Raw genomic sequence first — 22,272 nt, forward strand, 5'->3', positions numbered from 1 at the left:
TAACAAATCCCTCAAGATGCCCCCAGTCTCTCCTGAGCGTCTCCGCCGTCTCCAGCGTCCCAACACCGCCTCAGCAGCGCCGGTGAAGGGGTATTTACGGATTAGGTCTGGGACCTGCAACCCCCATTTTGAAAAAACTTCGGTTTTCCCCGCAGAAACTTACCCACCTTAATGAAATCAATAAGTTAACTTAACAATTCGTGGGAACAACCCGCTTACAGGCCACTGAAATTGGGGGAAGGGTTGGTCTATGGGCGGAATCGTACCCAATGCTTGGTATGCGCCCGGGGCTGGGCCAAAGAAAACGCCGCCCGAGTCTCTTCGGACGGCGCAATCATTACGTTAGTCGCGTGTTTATGACAGATCGAAGCGATCCGCGTTCATCACCTTGTTCCAGGCCGAAACAAAGTCGCAGACGAATTTGCCCCCGGCATCAGCCTGACCGTAGATCTCGGCCAGCGCCCGCAGTTGCGAGTTCGACCCAAAGACCAGATCAACACGCGTACCGGTCCACTTGACCGCCCCGCTGGCGCGGTCGCGGCCTTCATAGACGCCGTTGCCCGCAGGCTCCCACTCAGTACCCATGTCCAGCAGGTTGGTAAAGAAATCGGTGCTGAGCGTGCCGACGTTGTCAGTGAACACACCATGTGTTGTGTCGCCGAACGTTGCGCCCATTACCCGAAGCCCGCCAACCAGCGCCGTCATTTCCGGGGCTGACAGAGCCAGTAGCTGCGCCCGGTCGATCAATAGCTCTTCGGGCGATACGCTGTAGTCGGACTTTTGATAGTTCCGGAAGCCGTCTGCAATTGGCTCCATCACCGAGAACGACTCGATATCTGTCTGATCCTGCGTCGCATCGGTGCGGCCCGGGGCGAACGGAACCTGAACCTCATGACCCGCCGCTTTGGCGGCCTGTTCAATACCGGCTGCGCCGCCCAGAACGATCACATCGGCCAATGAGACCCGTTTGTTGCCCGACTGCGCATCGTTAAACGCTTTCTGAACGCCTTCCAACGCATCCAGCGCCTTGGACAGCTTCATTGGTTCGTTCACGTCCCAGTCTTTCTGCGGCGAAAGACGGATGCGGGCGCCATTGGCTCCGCCGCGCTTGTCCGACCCGCGGAATGTCGAGGCCGAAGCCCAGGCAGTCGACACCAGTTCAGAGACCGACAGGCCGGTTGCCAGAATCTTGCTCTTCAGGTCAGCCGCATCCATGTCGTCGATCAGATCGTGATCCACGGCCGGTACATTGTCCTGCCACAACAACTCTTCGGTCGGGGCCTCATCACCGATATAGTTCGAGCGCGGGCCCATATCGCGGTGGGTCAGCTTGAACCAGGCACGGGCAAAGGCGTCCGCGAACTCTTCCGGGTTCTCGTGGAACCGCTTTGAGATCGGGCCATAGATCGGGTCCATTCGCATCGCCATGTCCGCCGTGGTCATCATTGTCTTGACCTTTTTCGACGGATCATGCGCCGCAGGGGCCATATCTTCTTCTTTCACGCCGACCGGTTCCCAGATCCAGGCGCCCGAGGGGCTTTTGGTCAGGTTCCAGTCATAGCCGAACAGCAGGTCGAAATAGCCATTGTCCCATTGGATCGGGTTCGCGGTCCACGCCCCTTCGATCCCGCTGGTGGTGGTGTCGTCGCCTTTGCCCGAACCGAACTTGTTTATCCAGCCAAGGCCCATTTCCTCGATCGGCGCAGCCTCGGGTTCCGGACCAACCAGATCGGGATCACCTGCGCCGTGTGCCTTGCCAAAGGTGTGACCACCCGCGACCAATGCGACTGTCTCTTCGTCATTCATTGCCATCCGACCAAACGTGTCGCGGATGTCACGACCAGAGGCCAACGCATCAGGCTGCCCGTCGGGGCCTTCAGGGTTCACATAGATCAGGCCCATCTGCACGGCGGCCAGCGGGTTTTCCAGATCACGCTCGCCTGAATAGCGGCTGTGAGGATTGTCTGTCGGAGCAAGCCATTCCGTTTCCGTACCCCAATAGATGTCTTCTTCGGGTGCCCAGATGTCTTCGCGGCCACCGGCAAAGCCAAAGGTCTTGCCACCCATGGATTCGATGGCGCAGTTACCGGCCAAAATAATCAGATCTGCCCAGGAAATCTGATTGCCGTATTTCTGTTTGATTGGCCACAACAGACGGCGCGCCTTGTCCAGGTTGCCGTTGTCCGGCCAGCTGTTCAGCGGCGCAAAGCGTTGGTTGCCGGTCGACGCGCCACCACGGCCATCTGCGGTCCGGTACGTTCCGGCGCTGTGCCAAGCCATCCGGATGAACAGTCCACCGTAATGACCGTAATCTGCCGGCCACCAATCCTGAGAATCCGTCATCAGCGCGTACAGGTCTTCCTTCAGCGCCTTCATGTCCAGCTTCTTGAACTCTTCCGCGTAATTAAAATCGCCCCCAAGCGGGTTCGACGCGGGCGCATGCTGGTGTAGGATCGACAGGTTCAGTTGGTTGGGCCACCAATCCCGGTTTGACCGGGTTCCGGCGCCATGCATCACCGGGCATCCGCCCGTTTTGGGGTTATCACTTCCATCCATATCGATCTCCATTCCTGGCTAATTTCCGGCAGGTTCGCACGGTTCAAACTTGGTCGATCAAGAACTCATGCAGATGACACCTTTACCCGCCCTTAACGCGCGCCCAAGGGCACGCGTTTTTCGCTCGGGGGGATCGGCGACTCTTTGGTCTTGTCACCACCAGAAGTAGCAAATCAAAATCATGCATAAAAGTTTTGTTTAATGATGAATGCGATAGGAAATGATTATGGTTTTTTCATAATTCACCGCGTTACGACCCGTTCACCGGCAGCAGCACTAAATGACCTTGGGTCACATCCCAATAGCGCCAATTGTTTTTTTCGACCGCTGCGCCACAGTCCGACCCACGGAAGGTTACAGGCATAGCCATGCCCGATCCGGCACTGAGGGAGTCAAGATGGAATTCGACTACGTCATCGTTGGCGGCGGGTCCGCGGGATCGGTACTGGCCAATCGCCTCAGCGCCGAGCCAAACACCCGCGTTTGCCTGCTTGAGGCCGGCGGTCGTGGCGACAGTATTCTGGTCCGTATGCCCTCGGCCGTGGTCGCTGCCCTGCCCGGGCGGCCAAAGATCAACAACTGGGCGTTCGGGACCGTGCCGCAGCCGGGTCTGAACGGACGCCGGGGATATCAGCCGCGCGGCAAGGCACTGGGTGGGTCCAGTGCCATCAATGCGATGCTTTATATACGGGGGCAGCGTCAGGACTATGACGGCTGGTCCGATCTGGGCTGCACCGGCTGGGATTGGGAGAGCGTGCTACCCTATTTCAAACGGTCCGAGAATAATGAGGACGGAGCCGATGATCTGCATGGTGGCAGCGGTCCGGTTCAGGTTTCACACCAAAAAGAGCCGCGCCCGATCACCCATGATTTCATCCGTGCAGCTGAACAAATGCAGCACCGCCGCACGCATGACTTTAACCGTGGCGACAATGAGGGGGTCGGCCTGTACCAAGTGACCCAATTTCACGACCCGGCCCGAAATGGAGAGCGTTGTTCAGCAGCTGCGGCCTATGTCTTTCCGGTGATGGACCGCCCGAACCTGAAAGTCATCACTCATGCAGTGGCAAAAGAGCTGACATTCGACGGCAAGCGCGCGAGCGGCGTGATCTACAAGAAAAAAGGCAAAGGGCCCGACATCGCGGTTACGGCCAGACGAGAAGTGCTGATTTGTGCCGGTGCGCTCAAATCTCCGCAATTGCTGCAACTGTCAGGAATTGGGGATGGCGCGGACCTTGCCCGACACGGCATCACGGTGCGCCATAACCTGCCCGGCGTTGGCCAGAACCTGCAGGATCACCTAGATTTCATTCTGTCCTACAAAACAAAAGACACTGACAATTTCGGGATCGGGGCGACCGCATCGGTAAACCTGCTGCGGCACCTGCTTCGTTGGCGCAAGACCGGCGTTTCAATGGCGGCCACGCCGTTTGCCGAAGGGGCGGCTTTTCTGAAAACATCGCCTGATCTGGATCGGCCTGATATTCAGATGCATTTCACTATTGCCTTGGTCGACGATCACGCCCGCAAACTGCATTTCGGTCACGGCTTTACTTGTCACGTCTGCAAATTGCGTCCCGAAAGCCGGGGCACGGTGGGGCTGCACAGCGCCGACCCATTCGCCGCCCCTGCCATTGATCCAGCGTTCCTGTCTGACGACCGTGATCTGGAAACGCTGATCAAGGGCGCGCGGATGACGCGTGACATCATTCAGGCCCCGGCGCTGGAGAAGTATCGGCACAAGGAAATGTTCGGAACCGAAACCGCGCAAACCGATGCCGATTGGGAAAACCACATCCGCGATCGCGCCGACACGATCTATCACCCGGTCGGGACCTGCAAAATGGGTTTGGATGACATGGCCGTGGTCGACCCGGAATTGCGCGTACGCGGTATCGATGCGCTGCGCGTGATCGACGCCTCGGTTATGCCGACACTGGTGTCCGGTAACACCAATGCGCCCACCATCATGATTGCCGAAAAGGCCGCTGAACTGATCAAGGCTGCTGGCTGAGCGTCAGGTGTCTTTCATCAGGGCCTCAAGCCCGGTGCGGTAATCAGGATAAAGCAGACGTACACCCAGTTCGTCCTTGATCCGGTCATTCCTGACCCGCTTATTCTCGTTATAGAAACTGCGGGCCATGGGGGTCAGATCAGCCTCGTCGAACGGCACCTCTGGCGGTAAGGGCAGGCCCTGCAGTTCAGCGGCATAGGCAATCACGTCCTGCGGTGGCACCGGCTCATCATCGCAGACGTTATATATGGCACCAGGGTTGGGCGCGGCCATCGAGGCGGCCAGAACCTGTGCGATATCCGCGACGTGAATGCGCGAAAACACCTGACCGGGCTTGATAATACGCCGCATCCCCGCCCGCTTGAGCTTGGAAAACGGACCGCGACCGGGACCATAGATGCCCGCCAGCCGGAAAATATGTGTGGGCAGATCAGGGATGCTCATCCACTGCTGTTCAGCCTTCACCCGCCATCTGCCACGCTCAGCCGTGGGCGCAGGCGGGGTAGTTTCATCCACCCATGCGCCTTGATGATCGCCATAGACTGCGGTCGTCGACAGGTATCCCACCCATTCAAACTGCGCAGCCCGCGCAGAAATCTCATCTTGCAGGGCAGCCAGCACCGGGTCTCCGTCCGCTTTCGGCGCCGTCGAAATCAGCAAATGCGTCACCCCGTCCAGATTCGGCACCTGCCCTGGCCAGACCAGCGGGTCTGCTCCGGATGCGCGAATAGCGGGGGATTGGGCCGGGTCGCGTGTGGTGCCGCAGATGCGCCAGCCTTGTGGATTCAGTAGCTGGGACAAGGCTTGCGCCGAATATCCGTGGCCGAACGAAAAAAGAGTTCCTGTCATGGCGCCTTAGATGATCCGCAATCCCGGCGGATGCAAGCAATTGCGCCGGAATACTTGATTCGAATCCCTCAATGCGCCTTTCTTTTGAGTATGAGTGACAAAACGCCCAATCTGCACGCTGCCTATGCCCTGGACTCACCGGAAGAACACAAACGGCTCTATGCCGAGTGGGCCGGGGACTATGACGATTCCTTTGCAGCACTTGAAGACTATCAACTGCACATCCACACGGCCCGTGCCTTTGTGAGCGCGGGTGGGCAAGGCCCGGTTCTGGATGTGGGCGCAGGCACAGGATTGTGCGGTGCGGTTCTGGCCGGTCTGGGCGTCGGGCCAATTGATGCCACGGACATCAGCGCCGAAATGCTGGATCAGGCCATGCGCAAGGATATCTACCGCGACGCGATTGAGGCCGATCTGAACCAGGGTATCCCGGTCCCGCGCGACAGCTATGCGGGCATCGTATCCTCGGGCACTTTCACCCACGGCCATCTGGGACCCGAGGCCCTGCTCGCCCTGCTGCGCATCGCCCGCCCCGGCGCACAGTTCGCCCTGTCGATCAACGCAAAACACTATGAAAAAATGGGCTTTGCCGAAACCTTGCATAAAATGGCGCAGGGCCAGATTCGAAACCTGACCCTGCCCGAGGTGCGCATCTATGGGGACCTCGCCGCAGGCCCCAACAAGAATGATACCGCTCTGATCGCCTTGTTCGAGCGGAGCTGACCTTTCAGGTATACATCTGCTTTTTGAAAGCGCGCGTCCGCGTCGTCGCCTCGGCCGAGCCGTCGTGATAGGTGCCAAACCACTTGTCGAACGGAATCTCAGAGGTGCCGTAGTTGCACTCGAAATACCGATGATGCAGCTGGTGGAAGAAGTCCCCTGCGCGGGCGGCATCGGTTTCCCGGGCACGCACCTTTTCAAATCCGGAATGCGACAGGACCGGGCTGACCTGTTGGAAATAGGCATGGAACAGCAGGTGCAGCGGATGCGAGGGCACGATCAAGTGGATGAAGTAGGTGGTGAAGTACAGGATGTTTTCGAACCAATGGTTTGAAATGCCTGACCACGGCCCCGTATTTACGTTGCGGTGATGCACGGCATGCACGTGTTTATACAGCTTGGGGTGATGTTCCAGCCGATGCACCCAGTAAAAATGCAATCCCGACCACATCGGGATGAATGCCAGCCAAACCACGCACCAGACCGGCGCGCTGGCCCAAGTTACGGTGGGCACATAGCCGTTCGCCATCGCCCAGTAGATGATCCACTGATACACTGTCGCGACTGTCATCGCGCTGCCCAGCGTCCACCAGATATTGTCCCAAACCTGGTTGCGAAAGGTGAACGTGCCGTTGCTGCGGGTCAGGTCGCGGCGATCAAACTTCTTGTACATGCCCTGCCCTTTGCGCATGTACAGCCACCAGTGCAGACCACCCGCAATTAGAATCTGAGGCACCATGTTCAGCAGCCAAATGCGGAACATCCAGCCGGGTGCGAAGCTCTTCATCGTCTCTAACCCTGGGAAAAAGAGCGCATAGGCTGTCACCGCCAGCACCAAGCACAGCGTCAGCGACGTGATCTGCAACCAGGCACCGCTGTACCATTTCAGCACGGCAGCGGGGCGCGGGGGCCAGTTGAACAACGGGTTCAATCCCACTGGCCCCTCGGGGTGGTAATTCCAGCGGGCGGCTTCGGGGTCCTGAGTGGAATCAGTCATAGCATTACCCTTTATGAGGCGTAGTCTGAGCCATCGGCATCCAGCAGAGCCTTGATTTCACGCAGATGCGCATCGGCCTGGTCGGGATACTCGTCCAGTTCCTGTGCCGTCTTTTCGGCAATCTCATCCGACAACACGCGCAACGGCTGGCCGGTTTGCAGCGCACGGATATACGTTTCGGCCGCGCGTTCGAAATAGTACAACCGGTTGAACGCATCCGCGGGATCGCTTCCGATCACCAACACGCCATGGTTGCCCATGATCATGACCTTCTTCTGCGGATCCGACAGCATTGACGCGCAGCGCTCACCTTCACTTTCAAAGGCCAGACCACCAAATTCGTTATCCACCACATAGCGATTGTAAAAGGTGGCCGTATTCTGATCGATCGGCGGCAGGCGACTGTCGGCCAGCGAGGCCAGAACGGTGGCAAAGATCGAATGCACATGCATAACACAGCGTGCATGCGGGCAATGGCGGTGGATCGAGCCATGCAATCCCCACGCGGTTGGGTCAGGCGCACCGGGCTGGGACATGACGTCCGGGTCATTGGCATCCAGCAGCAACAGATTCGAGGCCTTGATACGGGCAAAATGCATCTGATTGGCATTCATCAGAAACTGCGTGCCATCTTCATTCACTGCCAGACTGAAATGATTGGCGACGCCTTCATGCATGTTCAGACGTTCTGTCCAACGAAAGGTGGCGGCAAGATCTACACGGTCCTCCCAGTGGTCGATATTGGGGCGCAGGTTTGTGACGGTCATTGCGGGCTCCGATAGGGTGGTTGGGGCTGCTGAAAAGCCTGCCTGCGCTTTAAAAAATTGACCAACGAAAAAAACAGACCTAATTCATAAGTTGAGCTAATGGCAGGATTATGCGAATGCAGAAACAGCTTCCTCCGCTGGGGTGGTTACGCACATTTGAAGCCGCTGCGCGCCACTTATCCTTCACCGGCGCTGCCCGCGACCTGAACATGACCCAAAGCGCGGTCAGCCAGCAGATCAAATCGTTGGAGGGATATCTGGGCCAGCCCCTGTTCCTGCGCCGCCCGCGCGCGCTGGAACTGACCGAGGCCGGCATCACCTATCTGCCGGTGGTGCGCGAGGCGTTTCGAACGCTGGTGCGCGGCACGCAAGCCGTCACAGGCGCGCAGCAAAACGCAGTTCAGGTGCAAAGCAACATCACGTTTGCCGTCAATTGGCTGGCCCCACGCCTGCCGCGATTCCGCGAGGCACACCCAGAAGTCCAACTGAACATTTTTACCGAATTATGGGAGCCGCGGGAGATGGCCGAAGGGGCCGCCGTGGAAATCCGATTTTCTCTGCGCCCATCCGATACGGTGCGAACGGAATTGCTGCGGACCGATCATTATTACCCAGTCTGTGCGCCAGGCTATGAAGTGATGCTGGACACGCTGCAACTACAGCCGTTGTTCGATTGTTCGAATCTGCTGTCAAACTGGGCAAATTGGGCCGAAGAACAGGCTCTAATTTGGGGAAATCCGCCCATCACTTACTCGACAACCTATTTGGTCAGCCTGTCCGTCGCGATGGCAGGCGGGGGGCTATGCCTGGCCCACGACACTATTGCACGCGGCTTGATCGAACAGGGGCGGCTTGTGGCTCCCTTTGCCCATCGCGCTCCAATGTCCGAAGCCTATTACCTGTTATTGTCACCCCAAGCCGAAGGAACCCCGGGGGCGCTGGCTTTTGCAGATTGGTTGCGCCGCGAGATGGAGGCAGACGCGCAGCCTTGATAAGGGGTACTCCCGCCCATCGTCACTGCCGCTGTGCGGCACTTCCTCTGGTTGGGTCCGGCAGCGCTGACGCGCTGCGTGACGGTTTCATGACAGCTGTACGGTGGGGGTTGAACCTTTCTCTGCATTCAGGAAAGTTGAGCCATGGAATACACACCTTTCCCAAGCTGGCCCGATGTCGCCCCTAAACTGATTGCCGTTGCCGCGGGACGGGAGGCCGCAGATTTGGTCATTCGCGGCGGCACTTGGGTGAATGTACATAGCCGCGAAACCCTACCCGATCACGACATTGCCATTGCCGCCGGGCGCATCGCGCATGTTGGGCCCGACGCGTCCCATTGCATTGGCCCCGACACGCAGATCATCGAAGCACATGGTCGCTATATGCTGCCGGGACTGTGCGACGCCCATATGCATATCGAATCGGGGATGTTGACCCCGGCTGAGTTTGCCCGTGCGGTGATTCCGCATGGCACCACCTCGATGTTCACCGACCCGCATGAGATTGCGAATGTGCTGGGGCTGGACGGCGTGCGCATGATGCATGATGAGGCGCTGATGCAGCCGGTGAACATCTTCACGCAGATGCCGTCATGTGCGCCGTCGGCACCGGGGCTTGAGACCACAGGTTATGAGATTACGGCTGAGGATGTGGCAGAGGCCATGAACTGGCCGGGCATCATCGGGCTGGGCGAGATGATGAATTTCCCCGGTGTTATTCACGGCAATCCAAAGATGCTGGCTGAAATCGCGGCGACTCAGCGAGCCGGGAAAACAGTCGGTGGGCATTACGCTTCGCCTGATTTAGGGCCTGATTTTGCAGCATATGTGGCCGGCGGACCAGCGGATGATCACGAAGGCACCTGCGAGGCCGATGCCATTGCCCGCGTGCGGCAGGGCATGCGGTCGATGATGCGGCTGGGCTCGGCTTGGTTTGATGTGGAAAGCCAGATCACAGCGGTCACCGATAAAGGATTGGACCCGCGCAATTTCATCCTGTGTACCGATGATTGTCATTCCGGCACCCTGGTCAATGACGGACACATGAATCGGGTTGTGCGCCATGCAATTGCTTGTGGTTGCGATCCGCTGGTGGCTTTGCAGATGGCAACGATCAACACGGCCACCCATTTCGGGTTGGAGCGTGAGATCGGTTCGATCACTCCAGGACGGCGAGCGGATATTATTCTCAGCTCGGACCTGACGGAGCTGCCCATCGAGATGGTCATTGCCCGCGGTCAGATTGCCGCCGAAAAGGGCGCAATTTCAGTAGATTGCCCGCACCTGAACTGGCCGGGTACTGCGCGCGACACCGTACATTTGGGGCACGCACTGACCGGTGCGGATTTCGAAATCAATGCCCCCGCAGGTGCCAATCGTGTGCAGGCCAATGTGATTGGCGTTGTGGAAAATCAGGCCCCCACAAAGGCGCTGAAATGCGAACTGCCAATCATCGGCGGGTTGGTCGAAGGCGAAGGCGAGGTTTGCCAGATCGCGCTGGTCGAGCGCCACCGCGCCACCGGGGGGGTGACAAATGCCTTTGTCTCGGGCTTTGGATATCAAGGCAAAATGGCGATGGCTTCGACTGTGGCGCATGACAGTCACCACATGATCGTTGTCGGCACCGACCGTGACCAGATGGCACTGGCAGCAAACCGTTTGGCCGAGGTGGGGGGCGGCATCACTATATTCCGCGATGGCGCGGAACTGGCACTGGTGGAACTGCCCATAGCAGGCCTGATGTCGGATAGCCCAGCGACTGAAGTGGCGGCGAAAGCAGAACAGATGGTCGCGGCGATGCAGGCCTGCGGCTGCCAGTTGAACAACGCGTATATGCAGCACTCGCTGCTGGCCCTAGTCGTGATTCCCGAATTGAGGATTTCAGACCTTGGGCTGGTGGATGTGCGGACCTTTGAAAAGATCGACCTTTTGGAACCCCTTGCATGACAATAATCAGAACACCCGACGTTCCTACACCCGAGAAGTTCACCGACCCCGCGGCGGCGGTGGCTCGTCTGGAACAGATTTACGATCAGGCGACCCAATTCCTATGCGACAGCTTTGCAAAGGCAATAGAAGGGGAGGCACCGCCCGAACGATTCAGAGCCTATTACCCGGAAATTCGCATCAAAACGGCGACCTATGCTCAGGTCGACAGCCGGCTTAGTTTTGGTCATGTCTCTGAACCCGGCACCCATGCAACCACGGTGACACGGCCCGATTTGTTCCGGTCCTACCTGACGCAGCAGATCGCACTTTTGATCCGCAACCACGGCCAACCTGTGTCCATCGGTGCCTCAGACACGCCGATCCCGGTGCATTTCGCTGTTGCCAACAACCCTGATCTTGTCGTCCCGCATCAAGGTGCGGCCGGGTTTACGCTGCGCGATGTGTTCGACGTGCCTGACCTGACCACCACCAATGATGACATCGTTAACGGGGTTCATGATCACGAAGGAGATCACGGCCCGCTGGCCTTGTTCACCGCGCAACGGGTGGATTATTCGCTGGCACGGCTGGCGCATTATACGGCGACCGATCCCAGTCATTTCCAGAACCACGTGTTGTTCACCAACTACCAGTTCTATGTGTCCGAATTCGAAAACTATGCCCGATCACAGCTGGCCGATCCGGAAAGCGGCTATACCAGCTTTGTTTCAACCGGAAATGTCGAGATCACCTCGCCAGATGGCACATTGGACCAACCCCTGAAACTGCCGCAAATGCCGACCTATCACCTCAAACGCGAGGATGGGTCCGGGATTACTCTGGTCAATATCGGGGTGGGGCCGTCGAACGCCAAAACAGCCACCGACCATATTGCCGTCCTGCGCCCGCATGCCTGGTTGATGGTGGGTCATTGCGCCGGGTTACGGAACACCCAGGCATTGGGGGATTTCGTGCTGGCCCATGCCTATCTACGCGAAGACAAGGTACTGGACGACGACCTGCCCGTCTGGGTGCCGATCCCGCCCCTGGCCGAGGTTCAGGTCGCGTTGGAACGCGCCGTGGCCGAAGTCACCGAACTGGAAGGCTATGAACTCAAGCGGATCATGCGGACAGGTACCGTCGCCTCGGTCGACAACCGCAACTGGGAACTGCGCGATCAGTCCGGCCCAGTCCAACGCCTCAGCCAATCCCGCGCGATTGCGCTGGATATGGAAAGCGCCACCATCGCCGCCAATGGCTATCGGTTCCGGGTTCCATACGGCACATTGCTGTGTGTGTCCGACAAACCGCTGCATGGTGAATTAAAGCTTCCCGGCATGGCGTCAGCGTTCTATACCACTCAGGTCAGCCGCCATCTGGCGATCGGAATCCGTGCGATGGAACACCTGCGCGGCATGCCGTTAGAGCGTCTGCACAGCCGGAAATTGCGTTCATTTGACGAAACGGCCTTTCTCTGAAGCAAAAAAGCAACGAAATCCCCCTATTTTTAGGGTTTTCGACGCTACTATTCGTTGTGTTCGCCCACAATATCCCGTTACAGTTACGCGGTGAGGCCCTATTTATCGGGCACGTTAAGGAGACCAAGAAATGGCAAAGCCTATGACAAAGACTCAGCTGGTTGCTGCTCTCGCTGAGGAAATGGGAACCGACAAGAAAGCTGCAAACGCAGCGCTGGAGGCCGTGACCGGCCTGATCACCCGCGAAGTGTCGGCTGGTGGTGCGGTAACCCTGCCCGGTGTTGGCAAAATCTACTGCCGCGAGCGCCCCGAGCGCATGGTGCGCAACCCCGCCACCGGCGAGCAGTTCAAGAAAGAGGCCGACAAGGTGGTCAAGATGACCATCGCGAAGGCTCTGAAAGACAGCGTGAACGGCTGATCCCAGTCTATACGGACAAGCGATTGAGGGCCGCCGTTTGGGGGCCCTTTTTCTTTGCCTCAGTGCAGGCTTAGCAGCACTTCCAAATCGCGGCGGTTGAGGCGGATCATCAAAGCCCTGTCATCAGCAGACAGTTTTGCCCCTTTGCGAATGTATGCCTCGAGATACGCGGCAATTTCACTGGTCGAGCGATAGTACAAATCCGGCGAAGACCGGCTGAGTTCATCCACAAGCCTAAACAGCAGCTTCTTCTGTTTTTCCGTGTCCAGATCTTTGCGTTTTTCTTCCAGCATGAAGTTTCCTATCACCCTTACAGACGAGGTAGGGCTTCATAGCTCTTCAACAACTCTTACGCGTTGTTTCTTTCCGATATTTTGGGCGCTTTTTTTTGCTCCTAGCGACTAGAAGCAATTTCGATTGCGATGAGTTCTTTCGGCCCAAAGATCAAAACCCTGTTTAAAAACTTAAATTGGCAACCAGCAATCCGCCTCGTCAAAATAAAACCTCGTGAAAACTGGAGGCGCAAGGAAGGGATTTGGCCTCAATAAGACTTCTATCAAAGCTGTTTCATCTGGAAGCTTTTCACTACTTACTAAAGAACTTTCGGCGTCAATAACCCAGTGGTGCAAGTTTTTTGATTTTAAAACCGAGACGAAAGCGTGCTTCTTCAAACAGCCAACTTTCGCGGTTTCATCAATCAAACGAATTTAGGAAGTTTGTCGACCGCTCAGGCTCTCAAGAGCCGCCAATCGATAAGACTGATAAGCAAAAGCAAGCAATGAGAATAGCAGTAAAAGAATTATTCTTTTCATAATCTTAAGCTACGCATACACAATTGATTTCACAAGCCGACGCAAAGCCATAATCTTACTCTGCAAAGCTGCGAAAACTGCCTGCTTTTCCGATGGAAACAACGGGCGCCTTGGCGCCCGTTGTTTGGTTAATCGCCAAAGTTGATCAGTGAACCGTCTCAACCTTGTGGAAATCCAGATCGCGGTCTTCGGGCATCGAGTCGATGCTCAGTACCTCTTTGCGCTTGGCGATCAGGATATAGACCACGCAGGCCAGATACAGGCCGACGACCACCGCTCCGATCCACTGGATCTGCAACCACTGGCTCTGGAACAACAGGGTCAGCACGAACAGCAGCACGACGTTGCCTGCGACATAAATCGCCTTGCCAAACCGCTCGACCGTCATGTTCAGGTTGTCGGTATAGAGCCTAATAAGCGAGTCCAGCGAGTTGATCACGAAGGTCACGCCCACAATCACCATCGCGATGTTGGTGATGCCTGCGGTGCTGATGCCGTTCAGGTGGTAGTAGTAGAGAACGGTGAACCAGATCGCCAACGGGATCGACGGGAAGATCAGCAGCGCCGCCAGCAATTGCCAGGTCTTCAACCCACCCACAAAGCGCGAGGTGAACTGGCCAATCATGATCGACCACGCAAACCACCAGAACAGGTAGAAGGCGTGATAGTCGGTCAGCGGCAGGACGAATTTGTGCAGGTTGGCGAAATAGGCCCCGATATTGCTGCTGGTTTCCGCAAAACCGGTAAAGCCCATGCCAGCAGCAACCCACATGCCAAGGATCAGCGCCAGAAACAGAAAGGTCGAGCCCACCGAAAGGATACGCACGTATTTCAGGTCGGTCGACGAATAGGCCGCCGCCAGAATGACCACAAATACGATGACATAGAAGGTGGTGACCACGGATTCGCCGTCTCCGACCTCGGGCAGGTAGCCGGGCAGGTAGATCAGGAACAGGCTGGCGGTAAAGGCGCAGGTGCCGATGATCACCACGTTGTTGATCAGCTTGACCAGCGGGATCTCAAAGAACTTGACCCGCGGTTCGATCACGCAGAAGTAGAACGCGGTCAGGAAATAGAAGGCCCAGATCAGAAAACCCCAGAAGCCGAACTCGATCGCCAGCGGATTGGCAAAGGCATAGGCTGGATCTTCGGCATAGCCGCCGAACTCGGTCAGCGGGAACATGATCAGGCCGACATCCAGACCGGATGTGAACAGGATCGCGATGAAGGTGAACAGATGAACAGGCGTCACACCGACGCAGCGCAGATTCCACCATTTCACTACGAAGAAAGCGACCAGGCCCAAAGCCAATAGGACGCCAAAAGACAGAATGTATTCCAGAAGCACTGACAAACCTCCCATAATCAGCCAGATTTTTCGCATTTATCTTTAATTGGCGGGTCAATCAATAAAAACGTCGCAGTTTTCACGCTTGCCCCAAAGGTGTGGTTTTTTGGCAAGGGGCGCTTGCGGCCTGATGGAAATTCGGAAACAGTCGCCGCGTTCTGACTGGGGGATGCTCAATGGATCTGCGCGCCATCGCCATGGGGCTGGTTTTTGCTTTTATCTGGTCCTCGGCTTTCACCTCAGCCCGGATCATCGTTGCCGATGCGTCGCCTCTGTTCTCGCTGGCACTGCGGTTCTTGATATCGGGATTGATAGGCGTGGCAATCGCACGAGCCATGGGGCAAAGCTGGCACCTGACCCGATCCCAGTGGCGCGCTACAATTCTGTTCGGAATTTGCCAGAATGCCCTTTATTTGGGTCTGAATTTCTATGCGATGCAGACAGTCGAAGCCTCGGTGGCGGCTATAATCGCGTCCACCATGCCGTTGCTGGTCGCTTTGGCCGGATGGTTGTTTTTGGGTGAAAAGCTGCGCCCGGTTGCGGTGCTGGGTCTGATCGCCGGATTTGCTGGCGTCGCCCTGATCATGAGCACCCGTATCGGCGGTGGCCTCGACCTGTTTGGTGTGGCTTTGTGTTGTATCGGGGCGCTGGCGCTGACTTTTGCCACACTGACCATTCGCGGCGCCACATCGGGCGGCAATTTCATGATGGTAGTCGGATTGCAGATGCTTGTGGGCTCAGCCGTTCTGTTTGTTGCCGCCCCCATATTCGAGACGATCTTTATCCACCCAACCGTGCCCCTGGCGCTGGCTTTCACCTATACCACTTTGTTCCCGGGCCTGTTGGCCACGCTAATCTGGGTTCTGCTGCTGGACCGGATCGGAGCCACCCGCGCGGCGACCTTCCATTTCCTCAACCCGGTCTTCGGCGTTACCATCGCCGCTATTTTATTGGGCGAAAAGTTAGGCCCGCTGGATGCTGTCGGGGTTGGGATCACGACACTGGGCATTTTAGCAGTGCAGCTTTCCCGCCAACCTGCTCAGGGCAATAAAGCCTCGACCTGACGCAGCAGCTTGGGTGAGTCCGGTTTCACATTTGCACCATATGTAACGACGACTTCCCCGTTGGGATCGAGCAATATTTTGTTAAAATTCCAACCAGGCTCAAACCCGGTTTGCACCTTTACCTCCTTGTAAAATGGATGGGCATCGGAACCCCTGACCGGCGTGATATCCGTCATTGGCAATGTTAGTCCATAATTCAACTCGCAGAATTGCCGGACTTCTTCAGCAGACCCCAACTCCTGATTGAACGAGTCTGACGGCACGGCCAAAACCACAAGTCCGCGGTTAGAATAAACCTCATGCACCTTTTGCAGAGCTTCATATTGTCCGGTAAATCCGCAGTGTGACGCAGTGTTAACGACAAGAACCGGTTGTCCCCTCCAATCTGCGATCGACATGGTGCCACCATCGATTGACGCGAATTCTCCGCCCAACGGCGCGGCCTGAACGGCGCGACCAAGCATTATCAAAGCCGTTAGTATAAGCATTCTGATCATTACATGGCCTCCCTTTGCTCTCATTACGTACGAAAACCGATTGCAGATCACCTGCACGACTGCGCGAGGACACTGAAATAGGGCTTTGAATTCTGCACCCCTGCCCCCAGATTATGCCACAAGTTTAATGACCGGAGGACCCATGACCCAATTCACTAAATCCCCCGAAGCCATCGCGGCATTGTCGCCCGAAGAGTTTCACGTCACGCAGCGCAGCGGAACTGAGCGCCCGGGAACCGGCAAATACCTGAGCAACAAGGAACCGGGTATTTACGTGGACATCGTCTCGGGCGAGCCGTTGTTCGCCTCGACCCACAAATACGAATCCGGTTGCGGATGGCCCAGTTTTACAAAACCCATCATCCATGAGCATGTAGAGGAGTTTCACGACGCCACCCATGGTATGATCCGCACGGAAGTCCGCTCGAAACATGGCGACAGCCATCTGGGGCATGTGTTCCCGGACGGCCCGCGTGAACATGGCGGGCTGCGCTACTGTATCAACTCTGCCGCCTTGCGATTCATTCATCGCGATGAGATGGAGGCCGAAGGTTATGGCGAGTACCTGATCCATGTGGAGGACATCAAATGACCGAACAACGCGCCGTTCTTGCCGGGGGCTGTTTCTGGGGCATGCAAGACCTGATCCGCAAATTGCCGGGCGTGTCGCGCACGCGCGTTGGCTATACTGGCGGTGACGTGCCCAATGCCACCTATCGCAATCACGGCACCCATGCCGAAGGAATTGAGATCTTTTTCGATCCAGCCAAGATAACCTATCGCGAATTGCTGGAGTTTTTCTTTCAGATCCACGACCCGACCACGCCGAACCGTCAGGGCAATGATCGCGGGATGAGCTATCGCTCGGCCATCTATTTTGTCGATGACGAGCAAAAACAAGTGGCGCTGGATACGATCGCCGATGTGAATGCCAGCGGTCTGTGGCCCGGCAAAGTGGTGACCGAGGTCGAGCCGGTCAGTGATTTCTGGGACGCCGAGCCCGAACATCAGGATTACCTGGAACGTATCCCAAACGGTTACACTTGCCACTTCCCGCGCGCGGGGTGGGTTCTGCCCAAACGCGACGCGGCTGAATAATACGGGTAGCCCCCTGCGGGGCTATTCCGACGCAACGCGGGGCCTGCCACTGGCCTCAACGGTGACCATAGCCTCGACGAATACCTCCTGCGCTTCGATACGGGCAGTGCGGATGTCCCGGTCAACCACGACCCGTATATCCGCAGCCCCGGCTTGGCGCACGGCACCTTCTGCCTCATCCCGTAACACCGACTCAAGCAAGTCCAATGCTTTGTCAGATTCGGTGAAATCCTGTGGACCGTCCTCAAGATGTACCCTGAACCGCCCCTCGGACGGGGATGTCACCGTGCCGGACCGGCGCAGGGTCAGCCGTCCGACCACAGCACCGATGGCGTTGGCCACGCCCGCGTGTTCAGGCAGGATCATGCGGGCGTGCAGTCGTTCCCCAACCGCTGGGTAATAGCTGGGGGCCGAGGCCCCAAGACCCACCACACCCACATTCAACGCTGTATCCAGCGCCAAAAGTCCACGATGGCGCGCCAGCCCTTTTTGCGTCAGAACGTGACGGGCAAGATCGGCAGAGGGCACGCCAAAGTCATCGGCCTCTTCAGCAAAAGCACTCTCTAACAAGGTCAATGCGGTCTGTTCGGTCAACTGGTCCACGATCATCTGCGCCAGCTTTTCCGGTGATGCGGCCAACATGTCGCCGGTTCCCACACGCTTGCGCGCGACAATCTCCAACGCTTTACGCGCCGCATCCGCATCCCACGCATCCAGCCGGCCCAACATATGGCTGGCATCCGAAGGCGTCACGCCAGAGACCTGAACGATCCCGCGATCCACCAGGCGCGTCAGGGCACCGTTTTCCATCCGGGTGCGCAATAGATCGCTGAGCGGCATGACATTATTGCCCAACCGCTCCATCAACGCCTCTTCCCGCGCGCCCAGGCCTTCGGCGTGGATGCCTGGGACCTGGCGGGCAAACCGGGTATCATGTTCGCCCACCGTTGTGGACCGCAATTGCATATCCAAAACCGCGTGGACAACATCTGGTGCCTCAGATGCAATCAGGGAAACCGGCAAAACCCGTCGCGGCCCCAAAAACACACCGCCACCCAAACCTTCGGTCACCACATGCATCTGACTGTCACCACCCAGACCATGGGTACGCATCGCCACGGCTTCAACCATGGTGCGGAAACCGCCGACCTGCGCGCCCGCTGGATCAATTGCAGGTTTGCCATCGCGGATCAGGGCCACATCCGTGGTCGTTCCACCGATATCCGACACCAGCGCATTCTCTGCCCCGGTCAGCCAACTGGCTCCGACGATAGACGCAGCAGGTCCGCTGAGGATGGTCTCAATCGGGCGTTCTCTTGCCTGTTCGGCACTCATCAACGCACCATCTCCACGCACAACCATCATCGGCGCGGTGATGCCCAATTCCAGCAACCGATCCTGTGCGCGCCCGATTAATCGGTCGATCATCCCGATCAAACGGGCGTTCAATACCGCCGTCACCGCCCGTTTCGGGCCGTTCAACTTGGCTGACAGATGATGTGAGCATGTCACCGGTGCGCCGGTCCTGTCGATGATGATCCGTGCGGCCTCCAGCTCATGTGCGGGGTTGCGGGTGGCGAATTGCGAGGCCACCGCAAAGCCAGATATGCCTTTATGAGAGTCTAAAAATGCTACCAACGCGGTCACATCCAACGGCGTGGTCTCTCCCCCGGCATGGCTGTGACCCCCGGAAATTACCAGCGCCGGATCGCCCTTCAGCGCATCCCGCAATCCGTGCTTATCCAGATCGCCATCCTTGAACCCGATATAGATTAACGCAACCCGTCCACCCTGCCCTTCAACCAGCGCATTCGTGGCCAGTGTGGTCGACAAGGACGCCATGGAAATCTGCCCCGGCGCCACCTGCGCCGCATCCAGAACCGCCTGAATAGCCTTACCCACACCGATCGCCAGATCAGCTCGCGTGGTCAGGGACTTGGCCGAGGCGATCACCTCACGCTCATCCCGGATCAGCACCGCGTCGGTGTAAGTTCCACCCGTATCCACCCCCAAAGCCAGCGCCATCGGGTTCTCCTTTTTGTTCGCTGCAGATGGGTGTAGCGGTTTGGACCGACACGTCCAGCCTGTTTGCGGCACTTACGCCAGTTGTTCGACCGCCCAGCGCGCGGCATCCGCCACCGTTGGGTCTGGGTCTTCCACCAATACTTGCGCCACCGGTCGCAACGATGCCATTCCCGAATTGCCGATAGCATACAGAACATTACGCACGAACCGATCGCGCCCGATCCGTTTGATGGGCGAACCGGAAAACTTCGCCCGAAACGCGGCATCGTCCAATACCGCTAGCTCCGCCAGGGGTGGCGCTTTCAGATCGTCCCGTGCGGCGTACCGGACATCGCTGGCCGCAACGGCGAATTTGTTCCACGGACAGGCCGCCAGACAATCGTCGCAACCGTAAATCCGATTGCCCAGCTTGCCACGCAGGTCTTCCTCAATCGGACCTTTATGTTCGATTGTCAGATACGAAATGCAGCGCCGCGCATCCAACTGATACGGGGCCGGAAACGCATCCGTTGGACATGAATCCAAACAAGCCCGGCATTTTCCACAATGATCGGTTTCGGCCACGTCGACCGGCAAGTCCAATGTCGTGAAAACAGAGCCTATAAAGGCCCAATTTCCCCAATCTCGGCTGACAAGGTTGGTATGTTTCCCCTGCCAACCCAGCCCTGCGGCATGGCCTAACGCCTTCTCTGGAACAGGCGCGGTATCAACAAAAACCTTAACTTCTCCGCCGCTTTCGGCAATCAGCCAGCGCGCCAGTCGCTTCAACCGTTTCTTGACCAGATCATGATAATCCTTGTTCTGCGCATAAACGGAAATCGCTGCCCTGTCTGGATGATCCAGTATATCAGTCGGATCATGCTCGGGCGCATAGCTTTCGGCCAGCATGATCACCGACCGCGCCTCGGGCCACAGGGCCGCCGGATCACCCCGCCAATGGGTACGCTCAGCCATCCATCCCATTTGCCCATGATATTCAGCCTGAAGAAATGCCTCCAGCCGTGACGGCACCTGCGGTACATCCCAGGGTCGACAGATCCGGCAAGACACAAAGCCCTCGCTCAGTGCCTGCGCCACCAACTTTTCCTTTAGATCCGATCCGCTCTTCATCTGGCTAAAAAATCCTCAGGGGTGAATTGGCCTATAGGGCCAAAAAGGGGCAGACAGCCCTTGTTCCACCCTATCAGAAATCCAGATCGGCGTAATGCGCAGGGGGTCGGAATCCAGGCACCTGATCCGCAAGAATCGACCGAAACGCGGGGCGTGACTTGATCTTGGCATACCAGTCTTTCACCGCTTGCGATCTGTTCCAGTCCACGTCCGAGATATAATCCAGCGCTGACAAATGCGCAGCAGCGGCAAAATCGGCCAATGTCATCTGATCCCCCGCCAGCCAACGGCGGTGATCCAAAAGCCAGGCCATGTAGTCCAGATGATATTTGATTGCCCGCGCGCCTTCCTTGACGTTCTTGCTGTCCGGATAGCCTTCACCGGTGACTTTCTTGTTCACCCGTTCATACAGAAGTTTCGAGGTCACCTCGTGGTGAAACTTATCATCGAACCACCCCACCAGACGCCGCACTTCGTACCGGCTTTCGGGTGTTTTCGGCATCAACGCAGGCTCCGGACGCGTTTCCTCGATATATTCACAAATCGCCGCGCTTTCCGCCATCACCTGCCCGTCCAGTCGCAACACCGGCACCTTTCCGGCAGGGTTGCGGCGCAGGAAATCCGGGTCTTTCTCCCAGTATTTCTCCTCGACCAGCTCAACCTCGATCTTCTTTTCCGCCAAAGACAGACGAACCTTGCGGCAATAAGGGGACAGGGGAACGTGAAACAAACGCGCCATGAGCTTCCAATCGAACCAGTGTATACCCCCCAGCTTTAGCCTTGAGGGGTGTTGAGTTTCAATCCTCGAAACAATCCGCGCGACCATCTGCGCGGATGGTGGCCGCTCCATCCAGGATCGACGCGGCCCGTCTGCGCGTCCGCACTGACGGATCAGTGACTGAGCGATTGCGGGGTGAGGGCAAAATCGCCGCGATCCGGGCCGCCTGAACCGGACTCAGCCGGGCAGCGGATACGTTGAAATTGCTTTGAGCCGCCGCTTCGACCCCAAATACGCCCTGTCCGGTTTCAGCGACGTTCAGATAGACCTCGAGAATACGCTGTTTGCTCCAGAAGATCTCGACAACCGGCGTGATCGAAGTTTCCAGCGCTTTACGCACCCAGCTGCGGCCCTGCCACAAGAATACGTTTTTCACCACCTGCTGGGTAATGGTCGACGCCCCGCGTGATCCGCCATCTTCCAGCGCATCGCGAATTGCCTCAACGTCAAAGCCCCAGTGTTGGCAGAAATTCGCGTCCTCAGCCGCAACAACTGCACGCGCCATGACGGGTGAGATTTCCTCGATCGGGACCCAGTCACGCTCGACCTTGCCCAGCCTACGCCATTCCGACCAGATCGTGTGTGTCACGGGCGGGTTTACCACCGAATACAAAGCGACCAATGCAACGACCAACACAACGGCCGCCAACAAGCCACGACTGACCCATCGGCGAAGCCGTTGCATCAGTGGGGTTTTGGCTTTGGATGCCTTTTTTTTCTTACCGCTTTTTTTGCGGACTGCTGCTTTTGCCATGTCACAGCTATACGACGTTGGGCGCGCGTTTGAAACGGGTGTTGTCGGAATAGAGGTATAAGAAAA

Annotated in this window: 20 protein-coding genes; 9 read left to right on the forward strand and 11 right to left on the reverse strand. The window is 57.4% G+C overall.

Features of this window, described 5'->3' with window-relative positions; translation table 11 throughout:
* Positions 1 to 354 precede the first annotated feature (354 nt).
* Entirely contained in the window at positions 355 to 2,556 is a 2,202-nt protein-coding gene (gene katG, locus ACR0M2_RS20150; RefSeq protein WP_480706814.1) for a catalase/peroxidase HPI, read from the reverse strand.
* Between the two features lie 397 nt (positions 2,557 to 2,953).
* Between katG and ACR0M2_RS20155 the strand changes: the two genes are divergently transcribed.
* A complete protein-coding gene (locus ACR0M2_RS20155; RefSeq protein WP_480706816.1) occupies positions 2,954 to 4,570 on the forward strand; it encodes a GMC family oxidoreductase in 1,617 nt (538 codons plus the stop codon).
* Positions 4,571 to 4,573: 3 nt separating this feature from the next.
* Here the strand turns inward: ACR0M2_RS20155 and ACR0M2_RS20160 are convergent, their stop codons facing one another.
* Positions 4,574 to 5,419 carry an SDR family oxidoreductase gene (locus ACR0M2_RS20160; protein ID WP_480706818.1) on the reverse strand — a complete coding sequence of 282 codons (846 nt, stop codon included), beginning with the start codon at positions 5,417 to 5,419 and terminating at the stop codon, positions 4,574 to 4,576.
* Positions 5,420 to 5,509: 90 nt separating this feature from the next.
* Between ACR0M2_RS20160 and ACR0M2_RS20165 the strand changes: the two genes are divergently transcribed.
* Positions 5,510 to 6,142 carry a class I SAM-dependent DNA methyltransferase gene (locus ACR0M2_RS20165; RefSeq protein WP_480706820.1) on the forward strand — a complete coding sequence of 211 codons (633 nt, stop codon included), beginning with the start codon at positions 5,510 to 5,512 and terminating at the stop codon, positions 6,140 to 6,142.
* Positions 6,143 to 6,146: 4 nt separating this feature from the next.
* On the opposite strand, the gene ACR0M2_RS20170 is transcribed toward ACR0M2_RS20165, so the two are convergent.
* The gene (locus ACR0M2_RS20170; protein ID WP_480706822.1) at positions 6,147 to 7,136 is read right to left on the reverse strand and encodes a sterol desaturase family protein; all 990 of its coding nucleotides are present in this window, start codon (positions 7,134 to 7,136) and stop codon (positions 6,147 to 6,149) included.
* Between the two features lie 11 nt (positions 7,137 to 7,147).
* Positions 7,148 to 7,903 (reverse strand): class II aldolase and adducin N-terminal domain-containing protein, encoded by a 756-nt coding sequence (locus ACR0M2_RS20175; protein WP_170376687.1) that lies wholly within the window; start codon positions 7,901 to 7,903, stop codon positions 7,148 to 7,150.
* A gap of 116 nt (positions 7,904 to 8,019) precedes the next feature.
* Between ACR0M2_RS20175 and ACR0M2_RS20180 the strand changes: the two genes are divergently transcribed.
* From ACR0M2_RS20180 to ACR0M2_RS20195, 4 genes are all read left to right on the forward strand, one after another.
* Complete coding sequence (locus ACR0M2_RS20180) at positions 8,020 to 8,895, forward strand: LysR family transcriptional regulator (RefSeq protein WP_170376684.1); 876 nt, start codon at positions 8,020 to 8,022, stop codon at positions 8,893 to 8,895.
* Positions 8,896 to 9,039: 144 nt separating this feature from the next.
* On the forward strand, positions 9,040 to 10,842 hold the full coding sequence (gene ade / locus ACR0M2_RS20185) for an adenine deaminase (protein ID WP_480706824.1): 1,803 nt from the start codon (positions 9,040 to 9,042) through the stop codon (positions 10,840 to 10,842).
* Positions 10,839 to 12,302, forward strand: coding sequence for an AMP nucleosidase (locus ACR0M2_RS20190; protein WP_480706826.1), 1,464 nt, complete (start codon positions 10,839 to 10,841; stop codon positions 12,300 to 12,302). The genes ade and ACR0M2_RS20190 overlap by 4 nt, the downstream gene beginning before the upstream one ends.
* Positions 12,303 to 12,432: 130 nt before the next feature.
* Positions 12,433 to 12,720, forward strand: coding sequence for an HU family DNA-binding protein (locus ACR0M2_RS20195; protein ID WP_170349467.1), 288 nt, complete (start codon positions 12,433 to 12,435; stop codon positions 12,718 to 12,720).
* Between the two features lie 59 nt (positions 12,721 to 12,779).
* Here the strand turns inward: ACR0M2_RS20195 and ACR0M2_RS20200 are convergent, their stop codons facing one another.
* Complete coding sequence (locus ACR0M2_RS20200) at positions 12,780 to 13,013, reverse strand: hypothetical protein (RefSeq protein ID WP_480706828.1); 234 nt, start codon at positions 13,011 to 13,013, stop codon at positions 12,780 to 12,782.
* A gap of 664 nt (positions 13,014 to 13,677) precedes the next feature.
* On the reverse strand, positions 13,678 to 14,874 hold the full coding sequence (locus ACR0M2_RS20205) for a BCCT family transporter (RefSeq protein ID WP_170349838.1): 1,197 nt from the start codon (positions 14,872 to 14,874) through the stop codon (positions 13,678 to 13,680).
* A gap of 182 nt (positions 14,875 to 15,056) precedes the next feature.
* Between ACR0M2_RS20205 and ACR0M2_RS20210 the strand changes: the two genes are divergently transcribed.
* Positions 15,057 to 15,944, forward strand: a complete 888-nt coding sequence (locus ACR0M2_RS20210; protein WP_170515191.1) for a DMT family transporter — start codon at positions 15,057 to 15,059, stop codon at positions 15,942 to 15,944.
* Here the strand turns inward: ACR0M2_RS20210 and ACR0M2_RS20215 are convergent.
* The gene (locus ACR0M2_RS20215) at positions 15,920 to 16,465 is read right to left on the reverse strand and encodes a glutathione peroxidase (RefSeq protein WP_480706858.1); all 546 of its coding nucleotides are present in this window, start codon (positions 16,463 to 16,465) and stop codon (positions 15,920 to 15,922) included. The two genes, ACR0M2_RS20210 and ACR0M2_RS20215, sit on opposite strands and share 25 nt — an antisense overlap.
* Positions 16,466 to 16,583: 118 nt before the next feature.
* Here ACR0M2_RS20215 and msrB point away from each other — a divergent pair, with 118 nt between their 5' ends.
* Both msrB and msrA read left to right on the forward strand, forming a co-directional pair.
* Positions 16,584 to 17,033, forward strand: a complete 450-nt coding sequence (msrB, locus tag ACR0M2_RS20220; protein ID WP_170349474.1) for a peptide-methionine (R)-S-oxide reductase MsrB — start codon at positions 16,584 to 16,586, stop codon at positions 17,031 to 17,033.
* Positions 17,030 to 17,539, forward strand: a complete 510-nt coding sequence (msrA, locus tag ACR0M2_RS20225; RefSeq protein ID WP_170349476.1) for a peptide-methionine (S)-S-oxide reductase MsrA — start codon at positions 17,030 to 17,032, stop codon at positions 17,537 to 17,539. Before msrB ends, msrA begins: the two co-directional genes overlap by 4 nt.
* A 21-nt stretch (positions 17,540 to 17,560) precedes the next feature.
* On the opposite strand, the gene ACR0M2_RS20230 is transcribed toward msrA, so the two are convergent.
* From ACR0M2_RS20230 to mtgA, 4 genes are all read right to left on the reverse strand, one after another.
* Complete coding sequence (locus ACR0M2_RS20230; RefSeq protein WP_480706830.1) at positions 17,561 to 19,564, reverse strand: hydantoinase/oxoprolinase family protein; 2,004 nt, start codon at positions 19,562 to 19,564, stop codon at positions 17,561 to 17,563.
* Between the two features lie 72 nt (positions 19,565 to 19,636).
* Positions 19,637 to 20,674: a tRNA epoxyqueuosine(34) reductase QueG gene (queG, locus tag ACR0M2_RS20235; RefSeq protein WP_480706832.1), complete on the reverse strand. Its 1,038-nt coding sequence runs from the start codon at positions 20,672 to 20,674 to the stop codon at positions 19,637 to 19,639.
* A gap of 73 nt (positions 20,675 to 20,747) precedes the next feature.
* Positions 20,748 to 21,413 carry an FtsZ-binding protein FzlA gene (fzlA, locus tag ACR0M2_RS20240; protein ID WP_170349481.1) on the reverse strand — a complete coding sequence of 222 codons (666 nt, stop codon included), beginning with the start codon at positions 21,411 to 21,413 and terminating at the stop codon, positions 20,748 to 20,750.
* A 58-nt stretch (positions 21,414 to 21,471) separates the two neighbouring features.
* Positions 21,472 to 22,206, reverse strand: a complete 735-nt coding sequence (gene mtgA, locus ACR0M2_RS20245) for a monofunctional biosynthetic peptidoglycan transglycosylase (RefSeq protein WP_170349483.1) — start codon at positions 22,204 to 22,206, stop codon at positions 21,472 to 21,474.
* Positions 22,207 to 22,272: the final 66 nt, after the last annotated feature.

Source organism: Ruegeria sp. BE10, from assembly GCF_056538905.1.

Bases quoted from the DNA above. Each gene is read 5' to 3' on its own strand.
- msrB (WP_170349474.1), top strand. From the start codon at position 16,584: ATGACCCAATTCACTAAATCCCCCGAAGCCATCGCGGCATTGTCGCCC.
- ACR0M2_RS20210 (WP_170515191.1), top strand. From the start codon at position 15,057: ATGGATCTGCGCGCCATCGCCATGGGGCTGGTTTTTGCTTTTATCTGG.
- ACR0M2_RS20215 (WP_480706858.1), bottom strand. From the start codon at position 16,465: ATGAGAGCAAAGGGAGGCCATGTAATGATCAGAATGCTTATACTAACG.
- mtgA (WP_170349483.1), bottom strand. From the start codon at position 22,206: ATGGCAAAAGCAGCAGTCCGCAAAAAAAGCGGTAAGAAAAAAAAGGCA.
- ACR0M2_RS20170 (WP_480706822.1), bottom strand. From the start codon at position 7,136: ATGACTGATTCCACTCAGGACCCCGAAGCCGCCCGCTGGAATTACCAC.
- queG (WP_480706832.1), bottom strand. From the start codon at position 20,674: ATGAAGAGCGGATCGGATCTAAAGGAAAAGTTGGTGGCGCAGGCACTG.
- ACR0M2_RS20200 (WP_480706828.1), bottom strand. From the start codon at position 13,013: ATGCTGGAAGAAAAACGCAAAGATCTGGACACGGAAAAACAGAAGAAG.
- ACR0M2_RS20195 (WP_170349467.1), top strand. From the start codon at position 12,433: ATGGCAAAGCCTATGACAAAGACTCAGCTGGTTGCTGCTCTCGCTGAG.
- ACR0M2_RS20190 (WP_480706826.1), top strand. From the start codon at position 10,839: ATGACAATAATCAGAACACCCGACGTTCCTACACCCGAGAAGTTCACC.
- ACR0M2_RS20155 (WP_480706816.1), top strand. From the start codon at position 2,954: ATGGAATTCGACTACGTCATCGTTGGCGGCGGGTCCGCGGGATCGGTA.
- ade (WP_480706824.1), top strand. From the start codon at position 9,040: ATGGAATACACACCTTTCCCAAGCTGGCCCGATGTCGCCCCTAAACTG.
- ACR0M2_RS20230 (WP_480706830.1), bottom strand. From the start codon at position 19,564: ATGGCGCTGGCTTTGGGGGTGGATACGGGTGGAACTTACACCGACGCG.
- ACR0M2_RS20160 (WP_480706818.1), bottom strand. From the start codon at position 5,419: ATGACAGGAACTCTTTTTTCGTTCGGCCACGGATATTCGGCGCAAGCC.
- ACR0M2_RS20175 (WP_170376687.1), bottom strand. From the start codon at position 7,903: ATGACCGTCACAAACCTGCGCCCCAATATCGACCACTGGGAGGACCGT.
- ACR0M2_RS20180 (WP_170376684.1), top strand. From the start codon at position 8,020: ATGCAGAAACAGCTTCCTCCGCTGGGGTGGTTACGCACATTTGAAGCC.
- msrA (WP_170349476.1), top strand. From the start codon at position 17,030: ATGACCGAACAACGCGCCGTTCTTGCCGGGGGCTGTTTCTGGGGCATG.
- ACR0M2_RS20165 (WP_480706820.1), top strand. From the start codon at position 5,510: ATGAGTGACAAAACGCCCAATCTGCACGCTGCCTATGCCCTGGACTCA.
- katG (WP_480706814.1), bottom strand. From the start codon at position 2,556: ATGGATGGAAGTGATAACCCCAAAACGGGCGGATGCCCGGTGATGCAT.
- fzlA (WP_170349481.1), bottom strand. From the start codon at position 21,413: ATGGCGCGTTTGTTTCACGTTCCCCTGTCCCCTTATTGCCGCAAGGTT.